The sequence below is a fragment of the Pseudomonas vlassakiae genome (genome assembly GCF_014269035.2).
GTDB classification, from domain to species: Bacteria; Pseudomonadota; Gammaproteobacteria; order Pseudomonadales; family Pseudomonadaceae; genus Aquipseudomonas; species Aquipseudomonas vlassakiae.
In genome coordinates, this window is record NZ_JABWRP020000016.1 from 134,949 (window position 1) to 150,600 (window position 15,652).

Below are 15,652 nucleotides of genomic sequence, written 5' to 3' on the forward strand. Positions count from 1 at the left end.
GGCTACATGCTGGCTTGATGGGAAAATTCTTTCGACTAACGAATATATCGCTCATTCTACTCATCCCTAAAATCTATGCACGGAAAAACCTAATTGATATTAAGGAAATAAATAATCTACCTTCAAAAATCAAGACCATCCTAATCTTCTTAGGCTCCTCGCTTATTATATTGACTATCGCATTTTTTGGCTTGGGAGTTTTCATGCATTACTTACCCCCCTTACCTAAATAATGCTCAAAAAACATCGCGGTACGGGCCTCCTCCCTCTGGTGCGCAGTTACAGAGGGAAAGCCGCCCGGCCCGCGATGAAGTCCTCGCTCGTCAATCCTTCTTGCGGTAGCCCTCGACAATCGCCGAGAAGTCCTTGCCGCCTTCACCGCGCAGGCTCATGGCCTGGTACAACTGCTGGGCCACGGCACCCAAAATCACCGGCTGATGTGCCTGACGCGCAGCCTCGGTAGCCAGCCCCAGGTCCTTGAGCATCAGTTCAGCACCAAACCCGCCGGTATACCCCCGCGAGGCGGGTGCCGTCTCGATGATGCCCGGCCACGGGTTGTAGGTATCGGAACTCCAGCAACGCCCGGTCGAACTGTTGATGATCCCCGCCAGCACCTTGGTGTCGATGCCCAGCGCATTGCCCAGGGCCATGGCCTCGGACACGCCGATCATCGAGATGCCCAGCAGCAGGTTGTTGCAGATCTTGGCGATCTGCCCGGTCCCCACTTCACCGCAATGCACGATGTTACGGCCCATCTGCTCCAGTACCGGCTTGAGCGTGGCGAACAGTTCTGCGCTGGCGCCGACCATGAAGGTCAGCGTGCCCGCCGCCGCGCCACCGGTCCCTCCGGACACCGGCGCATCGCCCATGTCCACGCCCTTGGCGGCAGCAGCCTTGGACACCTCACGTGCGGTCTGCGGATCGATGGTGCTGCAATCCAGCGTCGGCGTGCCTGGGCGGATGCCTGCCAGCACGCCATCGTCTTCGTTGAGGTACACGGCGCGCACATGGGCCGCCGCCGGCAGCATGGTGATCACCAGCTCGCTGCTGGCCGCCGCGTCCCTCGGGGAGGCGCTGACCTGGCCGCCCAGCTCGGCGAGCTCGGCCAGCACGGTCTTGTTGAGGTCAAACAGGTTCAGCTGGTGCCCGGCCTTGATCAGGTTGCGGGCCATGGGCGCGCCCATGTTGCCCAGGCCGATGAATGCGATACGCATGGCGTGCTCCTTAGCGCAGGCTGATGGTGGTGTTCACACCGTCATTGACGCTGTCGTCATCGAACCAACGGGCGGTGACGGTCTTGGTCTGAGTGTAGAACTGCACCACCTGCTTGCCGTACGGGCCGAGGTCGCCGAGCTTGGAGCCGCGCGAGCCGGTGAAGCTGAAGAACGGTACCGGTACCGGAATCGGAATGTTGATACCCACCTGGCCGATGTCGATCTCGCTCTGGAACTTGCGCGCCGCCGCGCCGCTCTGGGTGAACAGGCCGGTACCGTTGCCGAACGGGTTGGCGTTGACCAGGGCAATGGCTTCGTCAAGCGTGTCGACTTCCAGGGTCACCAGCACCGGGCCGAAGATTTCCTGGGTGTACACCTGCATGTCGGTCTTCACCCCGGAGAACAGGGTCGGGCCGACGAAGTTGCCTTGTTCATAGCCCGGCACCTTGACCCCACGGCCATCGAGTTCGAGCTTGGCACCTTCCCGGATACCGCTTTCGATCAGGCCCAGCACACGCTCCTTGGCGCGCTTGGAAACCACCGGGCCGACATCGGTGCCGGGCTCGCACCCGGCGTTGACCTTGAGCTTGCTGGCCGCCTCCTTGATGTCTGGCAGCCAGTCACGCGCCTTGCCCACCAGCACCGCCACCGAGGTGGCCATGCAGCGCTGGCCTGCTGCACCGAAGGCGGCACCGACCAGGGCGTTGACGGTTTGCGTGCGGTTGGCGTCTGGCAGCACCACGGCGTGGTTCTTGGCGCCCATCATCGATTGCACACGCTTGCCGTGCTGGCTGGCCAGGTTGTACACGTGAGTGCCAACTTCGGTGGAACCGACGAAGGAGATCGCCTTGATGTCTGGGTGGGTGCAGATTGCATCGACCACCTGCTTGCCGCCGTGCACCACGTTGAGCACGCCAGCCGGCACACCGGCCTCCAGCGCCAGCTCGACCAGCAACATGGTCGACAGCGGGTCCTGCTCGGAAGGCTTGAGGACAAAGGTGTTGCCGCAGACGATGGCCATCGGGAACATCCACAGCGGGATCATCGCCGGGAAGTTGAACGGGGTGATGCCGGCGCACACGCCGATGGGCTGGCGCAGGGTGTAGGTGTCCACGCCACTGGCGACGTTCTCGGCGAATTCGCCCATCTGCAGAGTGCCAATGGAAGCCGCGTGCTCGACCACTTCCAGGCCGCGGAAGATATCGCCTTCGGCGTCGGCAAGGGTCTTGCCCTGCTCGGCGCTGAGCACCTGGGCGATGCGTTTGGTGTGTTCGCGGATCAGCGCCTGCAGCTTGAGCATGATGCGCATGCGCGCACCGATCGGGGTGTCACGCCAGGTCTTGAAGGCGCGCTGGCCGGCAGCCACGGCGGCATCCACTTCTTCGACGGTGGCGAACGGTACCCGCGCCAGCACTTCTTGGGTGGCCGGGTTGACGATGTCGCGCCATTCGCTGGTTTTCGACTCGACCCATTGGCCGTCGATCAGCAGCTTGACCTGCTCGACCTTGGTCTTGTCAGGGGACTGTGGTGCGTTCATCTGCGTTCTCCTTGGAATTATTGTCAGGACGAGATCGCCAGCGCCGGGCAAACGCGAGGTGGCGCCTTGGGGCTTTTTTCGAGTATAGATGTGCAAACATCCAACAAGAACGCACAAAAAAACCGGATCAACATGCAAAAAGACCTGACCTCCCTCAGTGCGCTGAACTGGGACGACCTGAAGTTCTTCCTCGAAGTGGCGCGCACGCGCAAAGCCAGCAGCGCGGCCAAACGCCTGGCCGTCGACTACACCACGGTATCGCGGCGCATCAGCTCGCTGGAGGGGGCGATGGGCACGCTGCTGTTCGAAAAGTCACGCACCAACGGCTTTGTCCTGACCGCCGAGGGGCAACGCCTGCTGGGCTACGCGGAGTCGATCGAGAGCACCTTGCACATGGCCTGCGAACAGGTCTCCGGCTCCGGCGTGGCGCTCTCGGGGCATGTGCGCATGGGGTGCACCGAAGGCTTTGGCAGTTTTTTCGTCACCCCGCAGCTGAGCCACTTCGTCGATGCCTACCCGGCGATCTCGGTAGATATCCTGCCGCTGCCGCACTTCATCAGCCTGTCCAAGCGCGAGGCGGACATCGTCATCGCCCTGGAGCGGCCAGAACATGGGCCTTATGTGTGCTGCAAGCTGTGCGACTATCGGCTGCGGCTGTATGCGACCCAGGAGTATCTCGACAACCATGCGCCGATCCGCCAGGTCAGCGATCTGGCCAGCCACCCGTTCATCAGCTATGTGGACGACCTGGCGTTCAGTTCAGAGTTGCTGTACCTGGCCAACCTGATTCCCAACGCCAATGCGCATTTGCGCAGTACCAGTGTGATTGCCCAATACACCGCAGCGCTGCAGGGGCGTGGGCTGGCGATATTGCCGTGCTTCCTGGCGGCGCAGGATACGCGGCTGGTGACGGTGTTGCCGGAGGAGATCGAGGTGACGCGGCAATTCTGGATGTATTGCCGGGAGGATTTGAGGAAGTTGAAGCGGATTACTCTGTTGTGGGATTACATCCGCGGGGTGACCGAGGCGAATGCGCCGTTGTTGATGGGTGAGACGCGCGAGATGCGCTTTGCTTAGGGTTGATGAAGGTCTTTAGGTGTTCGCCAGAGCATTTCCAGCGCCTATGAGAACGAGCGCCGCGCGCGGCGCTCGATCTCATGAGCGCCGAAAGTCTCAAGGCAGGCACCTGTCAGCTACACCGCACTGTATTCTCTACAGCTATTTCAATAAGACGCCACCACAATCGACACCCGCCGGTTCTCGGTCCGCCCGGCGCTGGTGCGGTTGTCCGCCACTGGCTGCGTGCTGCCCAGCCCACGGGTATGAATGTTCTGCGCCTGCATGCCAACGTCGATCAACGCCTTGGCCACACTCTGCGCGCGTCGCTCGGACAACTGCTGGTTGTAGGCGGCCTTGCCCGAAGCATCGGCGTGGCCATCAACACGCACGCTCTGGATACCCACGCCCAGCAAAGCCTTGCCGATCCGCTCGACGATCGCCTGGCTCGGGGCATTGAGACTGTCCAGGTCGCTGCCGAACAGCACCTTGCCCGACAGGTCGAATGCCCAGCCTTCCTCGGTAGGGGCGAAGCCTTCACGCTTGAGGACGGCGATCTGTTCGGCGCTCAGCCCTTTGGGTGGCGCGCTCTGGCACCCTGTCAACGCCAGCAAGGCCAGCAACATCACGACGAATGAAAGACGCAAACGCTGTATCACGGTTCAACTCCTGTTGCTGGAATCGGCGGCGGACCGTTCCGTCTGCGCCGCTTGCCACTGGCCACGGCGCTTGCGCTTGGCCTGGTACATCGCCGCATCGGCGGCATTGAGGAGGCTGGCAGGGTCATTGCCATCCTCCGGGTAATAGGCGATGCCGACACTGAGCGACGTGGTGAGGCTTTCGCCGCTCTCGAGCAGCATCGGCAGCTGCATGCTGGCGATGATCTTTTCGGCGATGCGCTCTGCGTCCTCACGCGAGTGCAACGGAGTCAGCAGCACGGCAAACTCGTCACCCCCCAGGCGGGCCACCAGATCGTGCTCGCGCAGTTGCGCACGCACGCGGTCGGCCACGTTGATCAGTACTTCGTCGCCCACGGCATGGCCGAGGCTGTCGTTGATCTGCTTGAAGTGGTCACTGTCGAGGAACAGCAGCGCCACATGGTCTTGCTGCCGTGCAGCATTGCGCAGGCTGCGGCTGAGGCGCCCCTCGAAGAACGCGCGGTTGGGCAGGCCGGTAAGGCTATCGTGGCTGGCCTGGTGAGCCAGGGTGGCGTTCTCGTTTTGCAGGTGGCCGTGCCAGACCTCCAGTTCATCGAGCAAGGCATTGAAATCGTTGCCCAACTCGTTCAGCTCGGCAATGGGCGCTTCCGGCACACGGCGGTCGAAACTGCGTTCGCGACGTGCGGCGTGGGCGACACTGGCCAGGCTGCGCAGGGGGCGCACGATGTCGCCAAGCAGGCGCCGCGACAGGTACAAGGCAACGAAGGCACTGAGGATCGTGCAGAACAGGATGCCGGCAAGGCCGCTGAGCAGGAACAGCAGCAAGCTGCGGCCCTGGCCGACCAGCTCGATATGCCCGACTTGCTGTTGCTGGTGCATGATCGGCAGGTTGATCGGCCCATTCAACAAGGCCGACGCCACCTGCGCCTCAAGGTGCCCGAGCACGCCTTCTTCACGGCGCTGCCAGTGCGCCAACTGCTCCCCATCGTTGTTGAATACCTTGGCGTCCGCCACTTCTTCGGTTTTGGCGATCAGTTCCAGCGCCTCATGGGCCGCTGCGCTGTCGTCGAATACCACCGCGGCTTCGACGGTGTAGTTGATCGAACGGGCAATCAGGTGCAGGTTGTGGTGGGCGTACACACGCAGGGCCAGCACACCGAGCAGGGTCAGCGAGATACCGGCCAGGCCCACTGCCATCAGGGCAACGCTGAGGTGGCCGCGGCCGAGTACCGAACGCAAGGTGGGACGCACGCCGGCCTTCCAGGCTGAACGCTTCATGGCACAGCTCCGCGTCGCCGTGACAGTTGCAACACGCTGGGATGGATACGCACGCCGGAACGTGCCACGGAGTCGAGGTTGACCTCGAACGCGACCTGCTGGTCACCGACGCGCAGGCAGAACAGGCTACCCACCGTGCACGGGTCGTCAGCTTCGCTGATGCTCAGTACCGGATGGCCATTGATGGCCTGGAACAGGTGATCGCGCTGGGCATCGTCGAGCTTGCCGATGTACACCGCGTCACAGGCTTGGGCGACGTTCCGGTCGTCGGCCAGCAGGCGGCGCACCTGCAAGGGTTGGCCGGAGTTCTGCACGTTGCCCCTGATCAAGTCGTCGGCATATTCGGTCGGGCCGACCATGCACAAGCGCAAGGGCACAGGTTCGGTAGGCCAGCGGGCATAGCTGAAGATGCCCAGGACCACTTGGGTTACCGCCTTGGCACGCTGCTGGGCCTGAGCGGAGGTGGCGGAACCGCCCGCCTGGACGGGGCCGGCCAACAGCGACAGGGCAACTAGAAGCAGCAAAAGCGCACAGCCTGTCAACCGCTCCCTGGCGCCTGTCATGTGAGAATTCTCTCAAAACCTGTCTGAGTCGGCGCAACGATAGCACAACGCCGGCTAGCTGTAGGAGCGTCAGACTTGTTCAAGCATCAGGCCGGAAATACGCCGTACCTTGCGCAGCACCGCTTCCTCGAAAATGCCTTGGCGCGGCTCGATCAAGCTGAAGCAATGCTTGGCCCGGGTAATGCCGGTGTACACCAGTTCCTTGGTCAGCACCGGGTTGAGTGCATCCGGCAGCACCAGCGCGGTGTGGCTGAACTCGGAGCCCTGGGACTTATGCACCGTCATGGCGTAAACGGTCTCCACCTCGTTGAGGCGGCTGGGCAGCACGAAGCGCACCCCACCACTGCCGTCGTTACGCGGGAACGCCACACGCAGCAGCGCTTCACCGTGCTCGTCCGGCAAGCGCAGGGCAATACCAATGTCGCCGTTCATCAAGCCCAAGCCGTAGTCGTTGCGCGTCACCAGCACCGGGCGACCTTCATACCACGGTTGCTGGTTGTCGATCAGCCCGGCATTGTGCAGCACCCGCGCCACACGCTCGTTGAGGCCTTCGACACCCCAGGGCCCCTTGCGCACGGCGCACAGCAGCTGGAAGTCTTCGAAACTGTGCAGCACCCTGGCAGCCCACTGTTCCCAGCGCGGATCGTCGAAAGCGCTGCCCGGTGCGGGGCGATGGCGGCCAATGGCGCGCAGGTAGCTGCGATAGCCCTGAGGCCCTTCGTTACCGCGGTCGAGGCCGTCGAGAATCAGGCGGTCGAAAGCCCGATCCTGCTCACCGCGCAGCGCCAGGCCGAACACGTCCGCTGGCGGCATGCTCAGCAGGTCGCGTGCCGCCTGGGCCTCCTGGCGGTTGACCAGGCGCGCCAGCTGGCCGATGCCACTGCCTTCCCCAAAACGTCGCGAGAAGCGCAGCATCACCACTTGCTGGGCTAGCGGATTGCGTTGCGCATCGCCGGTTTTCAGGCCACTGGCGGCCAGCGGTTGGCCGCCGATGTGTTCCAGCCAGGCCTGGGTCGCGGGCGAATAGCAGCCCTCTTCGGCATCCCGGCACAGGTCTCCGAGTACGGCGCCAGCCTCGACCGACGCCAGCTGGTCCTTGTCCCCGAGCAGAATCAGCCGCGCCTTTGGCGGCAATGCCTGCAGCAAGTTGGCCATCATCTCCAGGTCGATCATCGACGCCTCGTCGACCACCAGCACATCCAGCGGCAGCAGATTACCGGCGTGGTGACGGAAGTGCCGCGAGCCTGGGCGGCTGCCGAGCAGGCGATGCACGGTGCTGACGTCGGTGGGGATCTGCCTGCGCACCTCGGCGCTGACCTGCAACCGTTCAACCTGCTGGCCAATGGATTCGGTCAGCCGTGCGGCGGCCTTGCCGGTCGGCGCGGCCAGGCGAATACGCAGCGGCCTGCCCTGCTCCACCGCAGGCGCCTGTAGCAGCGCCAACAAACGCACCACCGTGGTGGTCTTGCCGGTGCCAGGGCCGCCAGTGATGATGCTGAAGCCTGCACGGGTGGCCAGGGCGCAGGCGAGTTTCTGCCAGTCCACCTGCCCAGCCAGGGCGCCTTCGTCGAACAGCTGCGCCAGGCGCGCAGGCAGGTCGGCCGGGGTTGCTTCCTCCTGGCTCAGGCGCTGGCGCAGGGTCTGGTCGATCTGCCGCTCGTAGCTCCAGTAGCGGCGCAGGTACAGGCGCTGGCCGCTGAGCACCAGCGGACGCGCGTGCTGGCCCGGCGTATTGCCGGCAGCCACCAAGGGGCTCGCGGCAATGCGCTGCAGCCAGGTGGGCAGGCCGAGGTTGGCCAGCAGCTGCGAGGGCAACAGCAACGGGCCGATCAGGGCATCGCCTTCGGGTGGCAGGGACAGGGCGAAATCCGGCTCGGCGAGGGTTTGTTGCAGGTCGAGGCAGACATGCCCGTGGCCCAGCTGGTGGCTGGCCAGTGCTGCCGCCAGCAGCAGCAACGGGTCACTGCCAGGGGCCCGCTCTTCAAGAAAGCTGACGAACGCCCGGTCGAGCGCACGCAGCCAGCCTCGCTCGACCCAGCGATCGAGCAACTGCAGCAGGTCCGCACTGTTGTGCTGGGGAGCCAGTGCCAGCAGGTGTTCAGCGTGCAGTGGTGCAGGCAAGAGATCGTCGAGGGTTCGGCTCATGTCAGGGCTCCGGCAAACAGGTCCTGCTGCTCAGGCTGGTGTGCGCCCCGGAACAGCGCGTCGAGGGCCTCGATCAGCTCGCGTGGCGGCCTGGCGAAGTACACGCCGTGGCCACTGCAGCTGGCGCCACGCAGGAAAATGAACAGGGCACCGCCGACATGGCGGTCGTAATCGTAATCCGGCAGCCGTGCGCGCAGCTGGCGATGCAGGGCCAGCAGGTAGAGCACGTACTGCAGGTCGTAGCGGTGTCCAAGGATGGCTTTTTCCATGGCCTGGGTGTCGTAGGCCTGGGTGTCCGGGCCCAGCCAGTTGGACTTGTAGTCAGCCACGTAATAGCGCCCGTCGAGCTCGTATGCCAAGTCGATGAAACCTTTGAACATGCCATTGAGCAAGGTCGGCTGCGCAGCCGGGCGAGCCGTGCCGGGGTAGGTATGCCGGGCCACCAGGCGGTCGAGTTGCTCGGCGTCGACGTTGTGGCTGGCGAACCAGAACTCCATCTCGATCTGGTAATGCTGCAGTTGCGCGAGCGTCAGCTGCGAAGGGCCGGCCGGCAGCGGCTCGTTGAGCAGGCGCTGCAGCCACTGGCTGAGTGTCGGAATCCAGCCGGTCCAGCCGCGGCGGTTGCAACGTTGGCCAACCGTACGTTCGATGAGCTTGGGGTTGCCGGCGACCTCGGCAAAGCCTTCACGTCCGGCCCACTCCAGCAGCCCATGGAGGAAAGTGCCCGGGTTGGGGCCACGGGGAAAGCGATGGATGTCGCCGCCGTCGCCGGGTACTTCACGGATCGGTTGGGTATCGGCAACTTCGTCATCGAGCAGTTGCTGGGCCTGTGAGCTGTCGGCGCCGAGGGTCTGTTCACCCACGCGCAAGGCACTGTAGGACGCGATCCACCAATGTTCGGCGGCGGCCCGTCGTGGCTTGCGTGCGGGTATCAGCTCGTGTTCGGCCTGGGACGCACGGTAGCGCTCATCACTGGCCTGCGGCAGGGCCGGGCAGGCAATGTGTTCACAGCCAGCCAGCAAGCTCTGCAGCCACTCCTTGAGGTGCTCCGAGCTGGGCAGTGGCAGGCCACCACCTAGCAGGTAGCCGAGCGCCGAGCGGTGCAGTTGCGAACGCTTCTGGCTGCCGCGCTTGAGGTCGGCGACACCCAGCCAGCAGGCGTGCTGGGCACGCGTCAGCGCGACGTAGAGCAGGCGCAGGTCTTCGGCCAGGCGCTCCTCGTCGGCCAGGGCGACCTGCGCTGCGTCAGGAGTGAGCGTCAGCTGCGCGTTGCCCAGGCTGTCGTGCCAGGCCAGGGGCAGGCGGCTGCCATCCACCGGCTTGCTGGTGCAGATGAACGGCAGATAGACCAGCGGGTATTCCAGGCCTTTGGACTTGTGAATAGTCACCACTTTGACCAGCTGCTCGTCGCTCTCCAGCCGCAGGATCTGCTCCTCGCCCGCTTGACCGGAATTGGCCAGATGCTCGGCGAGGTGACGGATCAGCGCCTGTTCGCCGTCCAGCTCAGTGGCCGCCTGCTGCAGCAGTTCGGCCAGGTGCAGCAGGTTGGTCAGCACGCGCTCACCCTCCGTGCGGCCGATCAGCGTGCGCGGCAACTCAAAGTCGTGCAGCAGGTGCCGCAACATGGGCAGCACACCCTGACGCTGCCAGATCTCTCGGTAGCGACGAAAACGCATGACCCAGCCCTCCCAGACCCGCTCGTCCTGGTTCAGCTGGTCAAGTTCAGCCAGCGACAGCTCCAGGGTCATGCTGGCCAGCGCGGCCTTGAGCAGGCGTTCGGAGTCCGGCTCGGCACAGGCCTTTAGCCAGGCCAGCAAGTCATGGGCCTCCTGGGCAGCGAATACCGAATCCTTGTCGGACAGGTACACGCTGCGCACATCGCGGGCGGCAAGCTCGTTGCGCACCAACTGCGCTTCATGGCCATCACGTACCAGGATGGCAATGTCCGAAGGCTGGCATGGGCGCAGTTCGCCCTGGTCATCGCTGAAGCCGGTCACCCCGCGCTGGCCGCCATTCAATACGCAAACGATATGGCTGGCGCAGCTGGCGGCCAGCTGCTGACGGTAGAGCGTGCTGGATAACGGCTCTTCGCTTTCCAGCTGCCAGCAGTGCAGTGCCGCACACGCCTTGCCGTCGATCAACAGGCGTTCACTGCGGCCCTTGGCGCGAACCTCGACGAACGGCAACGGGTTGTCGTCGGCTTCGCGGAACAGGAAGGCACCCTTGCCCTGCTCGCGGCCTTCGGCCTGCATGAAGACTCGGTTGACCGCCGCAACCATCGCCTGGCTGGAGCGGTAGTTGGTGTCCAGGCTGTGCAGCCGGCCGGCGGTGGCGCGCCGGGCCGACAGGTAGGTGTAGATATCGGCGCCACGGAAGGCGTAGATCGCCTGCTTGGGGTCGCCGATCATGAACAGGCCGGTGTCCGGGTTGTTCTCGCTGATCCGATAGATGCTTTCGAAAATGCCGTACTGGACCGGGTCGGTGTCCTGGAATTCGTCGATCAACGCCACCGGGAACTGCTCGCGGATCAGCGCCGCCAGGCGTTCTCCCGACTCCGTGCGCAACGCCTGCTGCAGACGTAGCAACATATCGTCGAAGCCCATCTCGGCGCGGCGGCGTTTTTCCACTTCGAAACGCGCCGCAACCCAAGCGGCGGCATGTTCAAGCAAGCGGGCATCCGGGCTGGTCAGGTCCTGCAGTTGTTGCTGCAGGTTCTGCATGGCATGCAGGGCCGGGTGGTCGGGCGGATCGGTTTTCCAGGCTTCAGCCATCCCGGCCGGGGTCAGGCGGGTAAAGCCGGTGCCCAGGTCAAGCTCCACCGTTTGTTCATCACTGGCCCATTTACGCAGTTTCTCGAACCAGGGCTCGAAGTAACGCGCCTGCAGTTTGCGGCCATCGGCCTGTTTCGCTGCCACGGCGGCGTGGCAGATCTGCTGCAGTTCATCCGCCCATTGGGCCCACGGGGCCTTGAGTTGGCGTAACTGCTCGACGCGCTGTTGCAGCGCGGCATCGATCAGCGCTTGCGGTTCCGCTTCGTCCTGCTGTGCACGCACACGGCCGAACAGCGGCCGGATGCGCGGCAGCAGGGCATCGGGACTGCCCCATTGGCTGCGCACCCAGTTCAGCGCTTCGCCGTGCATGCCATAACAGAAGCGCCGCCAGTAGTCGCGCATGACTTGGCCAAGCAGGTCGCTGTGGTCGGTTTCCAGGCTTTGGGTGAACAGGCTGCCGCTGTCGAAGGCATGCTCGCGGAGCATGCGCTGGCACCAGCCGTGGATAGTCGACACGGCTGCTTCATCCATCCACTGCACCGCGACTTCCAGCCGGTTGGCGCAGCGGGGCCAGTGTGCTTCGGCGTAGTCGTCGCGCAGCTGCAGCAGCAGCGGGTCGCCGCCTTCCAGTTCGCCGCGGAAGAAGCGCGCAGCCTCGGCCAGACGAGCGCGGATACGCTCGCGCAGCTCCTTGGTGGCGGCATCGGTGAAGGTCACCACGAGAATCTGCGGCGGTAGCAGTTCGCGGCCAAAGCCTTGCTCGCCGCCGTGGCCGAGGATCAGGCGCAGGTACAGTGCAGAAATGGTGAAGGTCTTGCCCGTACCGGCGCTGGCTTCGATCAGCTGGCTACCTTGCAGGGGAAAACTCAATGCCAGGGGACGGGCCTGGGTCATGCTTGACTCTCCGGATTGCCTTGGGCCTGCCAGTCGGCGCTGAACAGGGGGCGGTACAAGGCTTCACACCAGCCTTCGAAAGTTTCGTCGGCGCTGAGCGCGGCGAAATCGCGGAACTGCCGCGCCAGGGCAACACTTTCGCTGCGCTCGCCAAAACTGGTGCGGCCATCCCCTTCGTAGGCTCGGATGGCGGCAGCCATGGCCTTGTCAGGATCGTCCTGGGCCAGCCAGGCGAAAGCGGTCTTGGCGGCCACAGGCAACGGCGCATTCATCGCAGCCTGGCGCGCGAGTAGCAGGTGACCCAGCTGTTCGGCAGCCTGGGCCTGCGGCAAGGGGCCGAGCAGCAGTGTGATGTCGCTGGCCAGCAGCGCGCTGTGCAGGGGGTAACCCGCAGCGCAAGCTGCCAGGTGCATCACCCAGCTGGCAATCAGGCGGTGCCACTTGAAGGTGTTGCGCCCGGCGCTGATGGTGTTGGGCACCGTGGTGATGCTCAACAGGCTTTGATCTTCGGCTTTGTAGACCCGGCCCAGCCACCCCTCAAGACGATGGTTTGCATGTTCGAAGTGGATCGGCAGCGCACCGTCGACCACCGTTGGCCAGCGCTGCAACAGTTGGCGATGACGTTGCAGCAGATCGGGCAACGGCTGGATCAGTTCGGCCTGCAGCAGTTCACCAAACCCCGCCAAAGGCAGCATGCCGCAGGCTTGCAGCCGCCGGGCCTGAGCCTGTAATGCGTGCTCGGCGTTATCCGGATCGCTCAGGGCGGCGCCCAGCAGGCTCTCGCTGGCGCTGTAGCGTTGCAATGCGTCCAGAACAAATGGCTCTTCATCTGGCGTGGGCGCTTCCAAGGCTTCGAAGAACACTTTCAGCCGCTGGCTGAAGAAATGCCTTACTGGGTGACGCAAGAAGTCCTGCAACTGAGTTAGCGTCAGCGCTTCATCGCTGACGTAAGGAGGCAGGTCGAGGTCTGGCTGCTCGTGGTCAGTGGTATGCTGGTGCAGCACTTGCCACTCGTGGGCATAGCTGAACAGCGCACTGCCCTTCTGGAAATAGCGCGCACTGAAAGGCTGCAGCGGGTGCTCCTGAGTCAATGCGTGGAGCAGGTGCTCACCGTCAGCATCACCCTTGAGGCGCCAACCGGCAGCCAGGTGATCGCGTAGCTGGCCGATCAACACCGAGGCGGGCCGCTCGCTGTTATCACGGATGCTACGACCCACCCAGCTGATATAGAGCTGGTCACGTGCCGACAGCAGCGCTTCAAGCAGCAGATAGCGGTCGTCCTCGCGACGCGAACGATCACCGGGCCGGTAGTCGCTGGCCATCAGGTCGAAGTCCAGCGGCGGCTGGGCGCGGGGGTAGTCGCCATCGTTCATACCCAGCAAACAGACGACGCGGAACGGAATGGCCCGCATCGGCATCAAGGTGCAGAAGTTCACCGAACCGGCGAGAAAACGCTGGGACAGCTTGCCTTCGTCGAGGCCCGACAACCAGGCCTCGCGGATCACCGTGAGTGGCAGCTGGTCTTGCAGGCCTACGGTTTCGCAGACTTCCAGCCAGCCATCGCGCAATTCCTGCAGTTGCATCAACAGGTATTCGTCGTGCTCCTCTTCGGCAAGGAAGAACACTTGCAGCAACGCGTTGAGGCGATCCCCCCATTCACTGGCAGTGGCAGGTTGAGACAAGGCCTGGTTGGCCACATCGAGGGCATCGAGCAATGCGACCAGCGGGCCGATCAAGGCGGCATCCAGGCCGCCGATTTCATCGTAGGGTTCGATGCCGTCGCAACCCTCTCCCATGCCAACCGCGTAGCCCAGCAGCATGCGCCGCAGGCCGAAGCGCCAACTGTTCTGCTCAAGGCCCTGGGGCAACCCGAGGGTGGCGCGCTGGTCGGCGTTCAACCCCCAGCGAATACCCGCGCCTTCGATCCAGCGGTGCAGGGTGGGCAGGTCGCTTTCGCGGATGCCGAAACGCGCGCGGACCGCCGGAACGTCGAGCAGGTCGAGCACCTCGCTGACGGTGAAGCGGCTGTCCGGGAGTTTGAGCAGGTGCTCAAGCGCAATCAGCAACGGATCACGGCCACGCTGGCCTTGGTCGGTCAGGGTAAACGGGATGTAGCGCGGGTCGTTGCGCTGCAATTGCCCGAACACCGCGCGGATATGCGGCGCGTAAGTGTCGATTGCCGGGAGCATGACGATGACATCACGCGGGCGTAGCGTCGGATCGGCGCTGAAGCGGGCCAGTAGCTGATCGTGGAGGATTTCCACCTCACGCTGCGGGCTGTGTGCCACATGGAAACGCACCGAACGGTCCTTGGCCAGGTTGACCTCGGGCCACAGCTCGCGGCTTTCAGCCAGTGGGCGCAGTTCAAGAATGTCGTCCTGAAGCTGGTTCAGCAGCGTGGTGGGCTGGCCTTCGCTGAACAGGTCGATACGGCCATCGCTGAATACGCCCTGGTAACTGCCCGGGTCGTCGTAGCTGTCCAGCAGGTTGATGTAATCACGGCCTTGCTTGCCCCAGGCTGCGAGCAATGGGTGGGCATGCTGATGCAGCGACTCGTCATCCAGCTGCACGGGCATGCCTGGCTTGCGCTGTTGACGCTTGTACTGGTGACGCAGCAGGTCCTTGTCGGCAACGATGTCTGCCCAGTGGTGACGGCAAGGGTTGTGAACACAGAGCAATACCTGGCTGAAACGGGACAAACCGGCAAGCGCTTCCAATGCCTGGGCAGGCAAAGAAGAAATACCGAACACGATCACCCGCGAAGGAAGCCCGTGAGGTGCGCTTTGCAGGCTGTTGATGCGTTCGATGAAGCGCTGGTGTACCCCTGCCCGGCTCTGCGCCATGCCCTGTTCGCCAACATCTTCAAGCAATGCCCGCCACAGTTCGGCCTGCCAGCGGTTGCCTGGGGCGAGGGGCTTGCGCTCTCCACGGGCGGTATTGAGGATGTGCTCGCCGGCTGCCCAGTCCTTGAGCCAGTCGGCACGATAGACCTGGTATTGGTCGAACAGGTCTGCCAGGCGCTCGGCCAGCTGATAGCGCTTGCGCAGGTCATTGTCATCGGTGAGAAAGCGACGTAGCGGTTCGAAATGCGGGCGCTCGATCAGCGCAGGCAACAGGCGCATCAGGCGCCAGGTCAGCGGTGCTTTGTCGAGCAGCGAAACTTCTGGGATCTCGTCGCGCCCGAGCACTTTGCGGTACAACTGCCACATGAAGCTACCGGGCAGTTGCACATCGATGGCGGCAGCAATCCCGCAACCCCCCATGTCATCGTCTTGTGGGTCCTCGGCAAGGGCGAGCTTGAGCCATTGGGCGATGCCATTGCTTTGTACCAGGGCGATTTCGTTTTCCAGCGGTGCCAGCGGATAGCGGCGCATCCAACTCACGACCAGGCTGCGCAGGTCGTCCAGGCGGTTGCCGTGGACGATCATGAAACCAGGTTGCAGTGAGGTAGTGCTGGGCATGGAAAAGTCCCTGGGAGAATAAGGGGGAACGATATCACGGCTGGCTGCCGATGCTGGGCCAGGTAAAAGCCAGA

General features: G+C 63.7%; 9 protein-coding genes. 1 reads left to right on the top strand and 8 read right to left on the bottom strand.

Annotated features, from left to right (window positions below; genetic code table 11):
* Positions 1–323: 323 nt before the first annotated feature.
* Both mmsB and HU738_RS20080 read right to left on the bottom strand, forming a co-directional pair.
* Positions 324–1,214, bottom strand: a complete 891-nt coding sequence (gene mmsB / locus HU738_RS20075) for a 3-hydroxyisobutyrate dehydrogenase (protein WP_176507671.1) — start codon at positions 1,212–1,214, stop codon at positions 324–326.
* 10 nt (positions 1,215–1,224) lie between these two features.
* The gene (locus tag HU738_RS20080; RefSeq protein ID WP_186601173.1) at positions 1,225–2,751 is read right to left on the bottom strand and encodes a CoA-acylating methylmalonate-semialdehyde dehydrogenase; all 1,527 of its coding nucleotides are present in this window, start codon (positions 2,749–2,751) and stop codon (positions 1,225–1,227) included.
* A gap of 132 nt (positions 2,752–2,883) precedes the next feature.
* On the opposite strand from HU738_RS20080, the gene HU738_RS20085 reads away from it, so the two are divergent.
* Positions 2,884–3,828: a LysR family transcriptional regulator gene (locus tag HU738_RS20085; protein ID WP_186601172.1), complete on the top strand. Its 945-nt coding sequence runs from the start codon at positions 2,884–2,886 to the stop codon at positions 3,826–3,828.
* Positions 3,829–3,974: 146 nt separating this feature from the next.
* On the opposite strand, the gene yfiB is transcribed toward HU738_RS20085, so the two are convergent.
* The 6 genes from yfiB to recC all read right to left on the bottom strand — a co-directional run bounded on the left by yfiB (position 3,975) and on the right by recC (position 15,578).
* Entirely contained in the window at positions 3,975–4,466 is a 492-nt protein-coding gene (gene yfiB / locus HU738_RS20090; protein ID WP_476748439.1) for an outer membrane lipoprotein YfiB, read from the bottom strand.
* A 3-nt stretch (positions 4,467–4,469) separates the two neighbouring features.
* Entirely contained in the window at positions 4,470–5,744 is a 1,275-nt protein-coding gene (dgcN, locus tag HU738_RS20095; protein ID WP_186601171.1) for a diguanylate cyclase DgcN/YfiN, read from the bottom strand.
* Entirely contained in the window at positions 5,741–6,307 is a 567-nt protein-coding gene (gene yfiR, locus HU738_RS20100) for a regulatory sequestration protein YfiR (protein ID WP_186601170.1), read from the bottom strand. The genes dgcN and yfiR overlap by 4 nt, the downstream gene beginning before the upstream one ends.
* A gap of 69 nt (positions 6,308–6,376) precedes the next feature.
* Positions 6,377–8,452 carry an exodeoxyribonuclease V subunit alpha gene (gene recD, locus HU738_RS20105; RefSeq protein WP_186601169.1) on the bottom strand — a complete coding sequence of 692 codons (2,076 nt, stop codon included), beginning with the start codon at positions 8,450–8,452 and terminating at the stop codon, positions 6,377–6,379.
* Positions 8,449–12,117 (bottom strand): exodeoxyribonuclease V subunit beta, encoded by a 3,669-nt coding sequence (recB, locus tag HU738_RS20110; RefSeq protein ID WP_186601168.1) that lies wholly within the window; start codon positions 12,115–12,117, stop codon positions 8,449–8,451. The genes recD and recB overlap by 4 nt, the downstream gene beginning before the upstream one ends.
* The gene (gene recC, locus HU738_RS20115; RefSeq protein WP_186601167.1) at positions 12,114–15,578 is read right to left on the bottom strand and encodes an exodeoxyribonuclease V subunit gamma; all 3,465 of its coding nucleotides are present in this window, start codon (positions 15,576–15,578) and stop codon (positions 12,114–12,116) included. Before recC ends, recB begins: the two co-directional genes overlap by 4 nt.
* Positions 15,579–15,652: the final 74 nt, after the last annotated feature.